Raw genomic sequence first — 7,899 nt, 5'->3', positions numbered from 1 at the left:
CGCCGGCGGAGCCGTCCGCGGGTCGCCGACCGGTTGCGGCGCCCGCAGCGGACGGAAGCCGCGGCCGCGGGACGCCGCCGCGGGATCCCGCCCCGGCCGCCCCCAAGCCGAGGCGCCGACACCCCAGGTGGCCCTACGTGCTGGTCCTGCTCGTCGTGCTGTTCGGCGGCGCCGCCGTCATCGCCACGTCGCTGTTCGGCCCCGTCGTCTCGGCGCTCATGACCCCCGCGGAGCCCACCGACTACGACGGCGAGGGCTCCGGGGAGGTGCAGGTCGTCGTCAAGACCGGCGACACCGGCAGCACGATCGGCGACACGCTCGCCGAGCAGGACGTCGTGAAGACGTCGAAGGCGTTCTACCAGGCCGTCGTCAGCTCGGGCGAGGTCGTGTTCCAGCCGGGCACGTACACGCTGCGGAAGCAGATGAGCGCCGCGTCCGCGCTGGCGCTGCTGCAGGATCCGGCCAGCCAGGTGCAGGCGAAGGTCACCATCCCCGAGGGGCAGACCGCCGCCCAGGCGTTCGAGCTCGTCGCCGAGGGCACCGGCACCCCCGTCGCCGACCTGGAGGCCGCGTCGGCCGACCTCGGAACGCTCGGCATCCCCGCCGAGGCGCCGAGCATCGAGGGCTACCTCTTCCCGGCGACCTACGACTTCCCGCCCGGGACGTCCGCCGCCGACATGGTGCGGACCATGGTGGCGCGCACCTTCCAGGCGCTCGACGAGGCGGGCGTCGCCCCCGGGGACCGGCACCGCGTCCTCACGATGGCGGCGCTGATCCAGAAGGAGGCCCGCTTCGAGCAGGACTTCTACAAGGTGTCCCGCGTCTTCCAGAACCGCATCGACATCGGCATGCTCCTGCAGTCCGACGCCACCGTCGCCTACGGGGCGGAGTCGGCGGGGCGCGTCACGACGACCGACGCCGAGCGCGCGGACGACAACCCGTACAACACCTACGTGAACCCGGGCCTGCCGGTCGGGCCCATCTCGAACCCGGGCGACGTCGCCATCAAGGCGGCCATCGCGCCGGCGGACGGTCCGTGGCTGTACTTCGTGACGGTCAACACGATCACGGGCGACACCGTCTTCTCGGAGTCCTACGACGACCACCTGAAGGCCGTCGCCGAGTGGCAGCAGTTCATGAGGGACAACCCCGGCAATGGCTGACCCGCGGACGCCGGCCGTGCGGCTGGCGGTCCTCGGCAGCCCCATCGCCCACTCGCTGTCGCCGCGCCTGCACCGGGCCGCGTACGACGTGCTCGGGCTCGACTGGTCGTACGAGGCCGTGGAGTGCACGGGGTCGGGGCTCGCGGACCTCGTCGCGGGGCTCGGATCCGGATGGCGCGGCCTGTCCCTCACGATGCCGCTCAAGCGCGACGTGCTCCCGCTCCTCGACCACGTCGACGAGACGGCACGGCTGGCCGGCGCCGCGAACACGCTCGTGCAGGAGCCGGACGCAGCCGGTCGGGCGACCCGCCGCGGCCACAACACCGACGTGGCGGGGATCGTGCGCGCGTTGGGCGACGCCGGGGTAGCGGAGGCGACGGACGCGGTCGTCCTGGGCGCGGGATCCACGGCCCGCTCCGCACTGGTGGCGCTCCGCGACCTGGGGGCCGCGCGCGTCGCCGTCGCGGCTCGGCGCCCGGAGCGCGCCCGGGAGCTCGACGCCCTGGCCGACGAGCTCGGCCTGGCGCTGCGCATCGTCCCGTTGGACGACGCGTCCACGGTCCTCGCGAGTGCCGACACGGCGATCAGCACGCTCCCCGGCGACGCCGCGTCCGAGGTCGCGCTCCCGGCGCGGCTCGCGGCCGACGCGGTGCTCCTCGACGTCACCTACGCGCCGTGGCCGACCGGCATCGCCGACGCGTGGGAGCGCGCGGGCGGGCGGGTCGTGCCCGGCATCGACATGCTCGTGCATCAGGCGCTCATGCAGGTGCGCCTGTTCGTCGGCGGCGACGCCGAGCGCGCGGTCGCCGACGAGGGGCGGGTGCTCGCCGCGATGCGGGCGAGCGTCGGGCGTCATCCGGGGAGGCCCTGGACCGGCGCCTGACCCGCGGGGCGGCCGCTGCCGCTGTGGGAGGATGGGGCCATGCTGCGTTGGCTCACCGCCGGGGAATCCCACGGCCCCGAACTCATCGCCGTCCTGGAGGGCCTGCCCGCGGGCGTGCCCGTCAGCCTCGACGGCATCCGCGCCGACCTCGCCCGTCGCAAGCTCGGCTACGGCCGCGGCGCGCGCATGGGCTTCGAGCAGGACGAGCTCAGCCTCTCCACGGGCGTCGTCCACGGCCGGACCCTCGGCAGCCCCATCGCCGTGCGCATCGGCAACACGGAGTGGCCCAAGTGGGTCGACGTCATGAGCCCCGAGCCCGTCGAGTCGGAGAGGCTGACGGGTGCGCGCGCCGCGGCCCTCACGCGCCCGCGCCCCGGCCACGCCGACCTCGTCGGCATGCAGAAGTACGACTTCGACGAGGCCCGTCCCGTCCTCGAGCGCGCCAGCGCCCGCGAGACCGCCGCGCGCGTGGCGCTCGGCGCCGTCGCGCGCGCCTTCCTCGCCGAGCTCGGCATCACCCTCGTCAGCCACACGCTCGCCATCGGCCCCGTCCGCGTGCCGGAGGGCGCGCCGCTGCCGACCCCCGACGACGTCGACGCCCTCGACGCGGATCCGCTGCGCTGCTTCCACCCCGAGACGAGCGCCCGCATGGTCGCCGAAGTCGACGACACGAAGGCGAGCGGCGACACCGTCGGCGGCGTCGTCGAGGTGCTCGCCTACGACCTGCCCCCGGGCCTCGGCTCGCACGTGCACTGGGACCGCCGCCTCGACTCGAAGCTCGCCGGGGCGCTCATGGGCATCCAGGCGATCAAGGGCGTCGAGGTCGGCGACGGGTTCCTCACCACGACGCGCCGTGGCTCCGAGGCGCACGACGAGCTGTTCTCCACGGCGGCGGGCATCGGCCGGTCGACCGACCGCGCCGGCGGCACCGAGGGCGGCATGAGCACGGGCACGGTCCTCCGGGTCCGCGCCGGCATGAAGCCCATCGCGACCGTGCCCCGGGCGCTGCGCACCATCGACACCGCCACGGGCGGCGCCGCCCCCGCGAACCACCAGCGCTCCGACGTGTGCGCCGTGCCCGCCGCGGGCGTGGTCGCGGAGGCGATGGTCGCGCTGACCCTCGCCGACGCGGTGCTGGAGAAGTTCGGCGGCGACTCCGTGGGCGAGACCCGGCGGAACCTCCGCGGCTACCTCGACGCGATCCCCGAGGGCCGCCGCTCCGGCGCGGCCTTGGTGGACGAGGCCGACGCCGCGCTGCCCGCCCCGCCCGGGTCCTGACCGTGACGGTCGTCCTGATCGGCGCGCCCGGCGCGGGCAAGACCACGGTCGGACGCCGTCTGGCGAAGGCCCTCGGGCTGCCGTTCACGGACACCGACCGCGCCGTCGTCGACGCGCACGGCTCGATCGCCGACATCTTCCGCGACCACGGGGAGGCGCGCTTCCGCGCGCTCGAGCGGGCCGCGGTGGCCGACGCCCTCGCGGGTGGCGGCGTCGTGTCCCTCGGTGGGGGAGCCGTGCTCGATGCGGACACCCGGGCCGACCTCGCGCCGGCCCTCGTCGTGCTGCTGACCGTCAGCGAGCACGCCGTCCGGGCGCGGATCCGCGGCGACGACCGCCCGCTCGTCGACGGCCTCGAGAGCTGGCGCCGCATCGTCGCCGACCGCGAGGAGCTGTACCGCTCGCTCGCCGACCTGACCATCGACACCTCCGACCGCCCGCTCCCGCGCATCGTCCGCGAGATCGAGCGCTTCGCCCGGGAGAGGCAGCCATGACCGACAAGAACGCGCCCGAGACCGCCCGCCCCGCCGACCCGTCCGCCGCGTCCGCCGCGCCCGCCGCCGCCGAGCCCGACGCGGCCACGGTGATCCGCGTCTCCGGCACCCCCGGCTACGACGTGACCGTCGGCCGGGGCCTCGTGCAGGGGATCGGCGCGCTGCTCGGCCCGCGGGTGCGGAAGGTGCTCATCGTGCACGCCCCGGCCCTCGCCGAGGAGGCGTCGCGCCTCCGGGAGCGCCTGCAGGGCGACGTGGAGGTCTACCTCGCCGAGGTGCCGGACGCGGAGGGCGCGAAGCGCGTCGAGGTCGCGGCGTTCTGCTGGAAGATCATGGGCACGACCGACTTCACGCGCTCCGACGCCGTCATCACCCTCGGCGGCGGCGCGACGACCGACCTCGGCGGCTTCGTCGCGGCCACCTGGCTGCGCGGCGTCATGCTCATCCAGGTCCCGACCACGGTGCTCGCCATGGTCGACGCGGCCGTCGGCGGGAAGACCGGCATCAACACCTCCGAGGGCAAGAACCTCGTCGGCGCCTTCTACGCGCCGACCGCCGTGGTGGTGGACCTCGACCTGCTGGCCACCCTGCCGCGCAACGAGGTCGTCACGGGCTTCGCCGAGATCGTCAAGGCCGGCTTCATCGCCGTGCCCGAGATCCTCGACGTCATCGAGGCCGACGTGGCGCGCGTCACCGACACCACGAGCCCCGAGTTCCGCCGCGTCGTCGAGCTCGCCATCGCCATGAAGGCGGAGGTCGTCGGCGAGGACTTCACGGAGAAGGGCCGCCGCGAGATCCTCAACTACGGCCACACGCTCGGCCACGCCATCGAGCACGCCGAGCGCTACCGGTGGCGGCACGGCGCGGCGGTCGCGGTCGGGATGGTGTTCGCCGCGGAGCTCTCGCGCCTCACGCGCTCGCTGTCCGACGAGGCGGTCGACCGGCACCGGCGGATCCTCGACTCGCTCGACCTGCCGACCAGCTACCCCGTGGGCCGCTGGCCCACGCTCGTCGCCAGCATGAAGCGCGACAAGAAGGCCCGCGGCGACATGATGCGATTCATCGTGCTCGACGGCGTCGGCCGGGCCAGCGTGCTCAACGGCCCGGAGGAGGCGCTGCTGTTCGCGGCCTACCAGGAGATCGGCTCGTGACGGATCCCGCGCATCCGGACGCGCCGCGGCCCGTCGCGCTGGTCACGGGCGTCGGCCGCGTCTCCGGCATCGGGGCGGCCATCGCCGAGGACCTCGCGCTCGGCGGCTGGGATGTCGCCTTCACGTACTGGTCGGACTACGACGCCCGCATGCCGTGGGGCCGTCAGCCGGAGGACCCGGCGCGCGTCGCCGAGGCCGTGGAGCGCGCGGGCGGCCGGGCGCACGCCGTCGAGGCGGACCTCGTGGACACGGACGCCGCGGAGCGGATCCTCGACGAGGTCGAGCGGGAGCTCGGGCCGCTCACCGCCCTCGTGCTGAGCCACGCCGAGTCGGTCGACAGCGCCCTGCTGGAGACCAGCGTGGAGAGCCTGGACCGCCACCTGGCCGTGAACGTGCGGGCGTCGCTCCAGCTCGTCCAGGGCTTCGCCCGCCGGTACCGCGCGGTGCCGGGTGCCGGGCGCATCGTCGCGCTCACGAGCGACCACGTCGTCGGCAACGTGCCCTACGGCGCCAGCAAGGCCGCGCTCGACCGCATCGTCATCGCGGCCGCCCGCGAGCTGGAGGACGTGAGGATCACCGCCAACCTCGTCGATCCCGGGCCCACCGACACGGGCTGGTTCACACCGGAGATCCGCGAGAGCCTGCGGGAGACGACGCCGCGCGGACGGCTCGCCGAGCCCCGCGACGCCGCGGCGCTCGTGTGCTTCCTCCTGTCGGCGGAGGGCGGCTGGATCAACGGGCAGCGCATCCGCTCCGACGGCGGCCAGAGCGTCGGCTGAGCCGCACGCATCCCGAGGGCGGCCTCCGAGCATCGCGGCGGCCGGTGCGCACGACGTCAGCACCGATGCCGGCGGACGATCAGCACCTCCTCTCCCCGAGCGCGCTGACCGGTCTCCTCGCGCAGCCGCAGGGAAGGTGACGGGGGCACGTGCCGCGAGCGGGGATCGCGGCTCCGGCGCTCCTCACGGAGGCAGCCGTGCGTCGCAGGTGGCGTCGCGTGCCCGGGGCTGGGACCACGGTCGGCGTCGGCAGACGGGAGCCGCACCCCGTCGGGGCGCTCCTGCTCCTCGCTGCTGCGCTGCCGGGCCACCGCGTTCGCGAGGAGGCGCCGTCCCGCGGGGCCGGGTCCCGGAGCGCCCCTAGGCTGGATCCATGTCACGCGTGCTCGTCCTCAACGGTCCCAACCTCGGTCGCCTCGGCAGCCGCGAGCCCGACGTCTACGGCACCGGGTCGCTGGAGGACCTCCGCCGCGAGCTCGTCGCCTTCGCGCCCGACGACGTCGAGATCGACCTGCGGCAGACCGACGACGAGGCGACGCTCATCGGCTGGCTGCACGAGGCCGTCGACACCGCGACGCCCGTGATCATGAACCCGGCCGCGTTCACGCACTACTCGTACGCGCTCCGCGACGCCGCGGCGCTCGTCACCAAGGCCGGCCTCCTGCTCATCGAGGTGCACATCTCGAACCCGCACGCGCGCGAGGAGTTCCGCCACCAGAGCGTCATCTCGCCCGTCGCCACGGGCGTCATCGCGGGCCTCGGGACGGGCTCGTACCTCCTGGCGCTCGCGCACGTGGTGACCGGCACCCGTTAGGCTGATCCCTCGGATCCCCGCACGCGCCCCGTCGGGCCGCGGATCCGGATCCTCCGCGCGGCCGCTCGACCGCCGCATCCCGCTCGTCGAACAGGCAAGGACCCTCCCCGCATGGCCTCTACCGCTGACATCAAGAACGGCGTCGTCCTCAACATGGACGGCCAGCTGTGGACCGTCATCGAGTTCCAGCACGTCAAGCCGGGCAAGGGCGGCGCGTTCGTGCGCACCAAGGTCAAGAACGTCATGAGCGGCAAGGTCGTCGACCGCACGTTCAACGCGGGCGCCAAGATCGAGACCGAGACGGTCGACCGCCGCGACTTCCAGTACCTCTACGCCGACGGCGAGAACTTCGTGTTCATGGACACGAGCGACTACGACCAGATCACGCTGTCCGCCGCGCAGGTCGGCGACGCGAAGAACTTCATGCTCGAGAACCAGAGCGTCACCGTCGCGCTCCACAACGGCGAGGGGCTCTACGTCGAGCTGCCCGCGTCGGTCGTGCTGACCATCACGTACACGGAGCCGGGCCTCCAGGGCGACCGCTCGACCGGCGGCACCAAGCCCGCCACGGTCGAGACCGGCCACCAGATCCAGGTCCCGCTCTTCCTCGAGCAGGGCACGCGCGTCAAGGTGGACACCCGCACGGGCGACTACCTCGGCCGCGTCACCGACTGACCCGTGAGCGCACGCACCAAGGCGCGCAAGCGCGCCCTCGACGTCCTGTACGTCGCCGACATCCGCGGGGAGACGATCCCCGCGACCCTCGCGGTCGAGCAGCAGCGGGCCGCCGCGGAGCCCGACCGGCAGGCCTCGTGGCAGTACGCGCGCGAGATCGCCGAGGGCGTCGTCGAGCACCAGGACGAGATCGACGAGCTCATCGAGACGTACTCGGTCAACTGGACCCTCGCCCGCATGCCCGCGGTCGACCGCGCGATCCTGCGCATCGGCATCTGGGAGATCCTCTTCAACGCCGACGTGCCCGACGGCGTCGCCATCTCGGAGAGCGTCGACCTCGCGTCGTCGCTCAGCACGGACGAGTCCGCGTCGTTCGTGAACGGCATGCTCGCCCGGATCGCGGCCGCGCAGGCCTGACCCGGCCGGGAGGGCGTCGGCGGCCGTGCCGCGTCGTCCTCCGCGCCACGTCGTCCAGGGCCGCGGCCCGCGTCCGTCGGCGGCTCGAAGCCCGGTGCCGCCTCGTCGGAGCACACCGCCGGCGGCGCATTACGTCGCGTGTCGTCCCGCGACGGCGTGTGACGCAACGTGATCCGGCCCGCGGCGCCGCGCCCTAGCGTCGGGTCATGCCCGTCACCGCCTCCGCCTCGCGCCCCGACCCGGCG

9 protein-coding genes are annotated in these 7,899 nt (G+C 74.2%); all 9 read left to right on the top strand.

The window, feature by feature from the left end; genetic code table 11:
- Window positions 1-137 precede the first annotated feature (137 nt).
- The 9 genes from mltG to nusB all read left to right on the top strand — a co-directional run bounded on the left by mltG (window position 138) and on the right by nusB (window position 7,654).
- Window positions 138-1,163: an endolytic transglycosylase MltG gene (gene mltG, locus Q6969_RS10865; protein ID WP_317230449.1), complete on the top strand. Its 1,026-nt coding sequence runs from the start codon at window positions 138-140 to the stop codon at window positions 1,161-1,163.
- Window positions 1,156-2,046: a shikimate dehydrogenase gene (locus Q6969_RS10860; RefSeq protein WP_317230448.1), complete on the top strand. Its 891-nt coding sequence runs from the start codon at window positions 1,156-1,158 to the stop codon at window positions 2,044-2,046. The genes mltG and Q6969_RS10860 overlap by 8 nt, the downstream gene beginning before the upstream one ends.
- Window positions 2,047-2,085: 39 nt before the next feature.
- Entirely contained in the window at window positions 2,086-3,324 is a 1,239-nt protein-coding gene (gene aroC / locus Q6969_RS10855; RefSeq protein ID WP_317230447.1) for a chorismate synthase, read from the top strand.
- Between the two features lie 2 nt (window positions 3,325-3,326).
- The gene (locus tag Q6969_RS10850) at window positions 3,327-3,818 is read left to right on the top strand and encodes a shikimate kinase (protein ID WP_317230446.1); all 492 of its coding nucleotides are present in this window, start codon (window positions 3,327-3,329) and stop codon (window positions 3,816-3,818) included.
- Window positions 3,815-4,969, top strand: a complete 1,155-nt coding sequence (gene aroB / locus Q6969_RS10845) for a 3-dehydroquinate synthase (RefSeq protein ID WP_317230445.1) — start codon at window positions 3,815-3,817, stop codon at window positions 4,967-4,969. Before Q6969_RS10850 ends, aroB begins: the two co-directional genes overlap by 4 nt.
- Window positions 4,966-5,748 (top strand): SDR family oxidoreductase, encoded by a 783-nt coding sequence (locus tag Q6969_RS10840; protein WP_317230444.1) that lies wholly within the window; start codon window positions 4,966-4,968, stop codon window positions 5,746-5,748. Before aroB ends, Q6969_RS10840 begins: the two co-directional genes overlap by 4 nt.
- Before the next feature lie 373 nt (window positions 5,749-6,121).
- On the top strand, window positions 6,122-6,562 hold the full coding sequence (locus Q6969_RS10835) for a type II 3-dehydroquinate dehydratase (protein ID WP_094116026.1): 441 nt from the start codon (window positions 6,122-6,124) through the stop codon (window positions 6,560-6,562).
- A 111-nt stretch (window positions 6,563-6,673) separates the two neighbouring features.
- Window positions 6,674-7,237, top strand: coding sequence for an elongation factor P (gene efp / locus Q6969_RS10830; RefSeq protein WP_086513594.1), 564 nt, complete (start codon window positions 6,674-6,676; stop codon window positions 7,235-7,237).
- 3 nt (window positions 7,238-7,240) lie between these two features.
- Window positions 7,241-7,654: a transcription antitermination factor NusB gene (gene nusB, locus Q6969_RS10825; RefSeq protein ID WP_317230443.1), complete on the top strand. Its 414-nt coding sequence runs from the start codon at window positions 7,241-7,243 to the stop codon at window positions 7,652-7,654.
- The last annotated feature ends 245 nt before the right edge of the window (window positions 7,655-7,899 follow it).

It is taken from the genome of Clavibacter sp. MX14-G9D, assembly GCF_032917815.1.
GTDB classification, from domain to species: Bacteria; Actinomycetota; Actinomycetes; order Actinomycetales; family Microbacteriaceae; genus Clavibacter; species Clavibacter michiganensis_K.
Note: the sequence above shows the minus strand (reverse complement) of the source record. Positions and strands in the feature narration are given on the sequence as shown.

Coding starts and splice junctions, on each gene's coding strand:
- aroB (WP_317230445.1), top strand. CDS start 3,815: ATGACCGACAAGAACGCGCCCGAGACCGCCCGCCCCGCCGACCCGTCC.
- Q6969_RS10860 (WP_317230448.1), top strand. CDS start 1,156: ATGGCTGACCCGCGGACGCCGGCCGTGCGGCTGGCGGTCCTCGGCAGC.
- Q6969_RS10835 (WP_094116026.1), top strand. CDS start 6,122: ATGTCACGCGTGCTCGTCCTCAACGGTCCCAACCTCGGTCGCCTCGGC.
- efp (WP_086513594.1), top strand. CDS start 6,674: ATGGCCTCTACCGCTGACATCAAGAACGGCGTCGTCCTCAACATGGAC.
- aroC (WP_317230447.1), top strand. CDS start 2,086: ATGCTGCGTTGGCTCACCGCCGGGGAATCCCACGGCCCCGAACTCATC.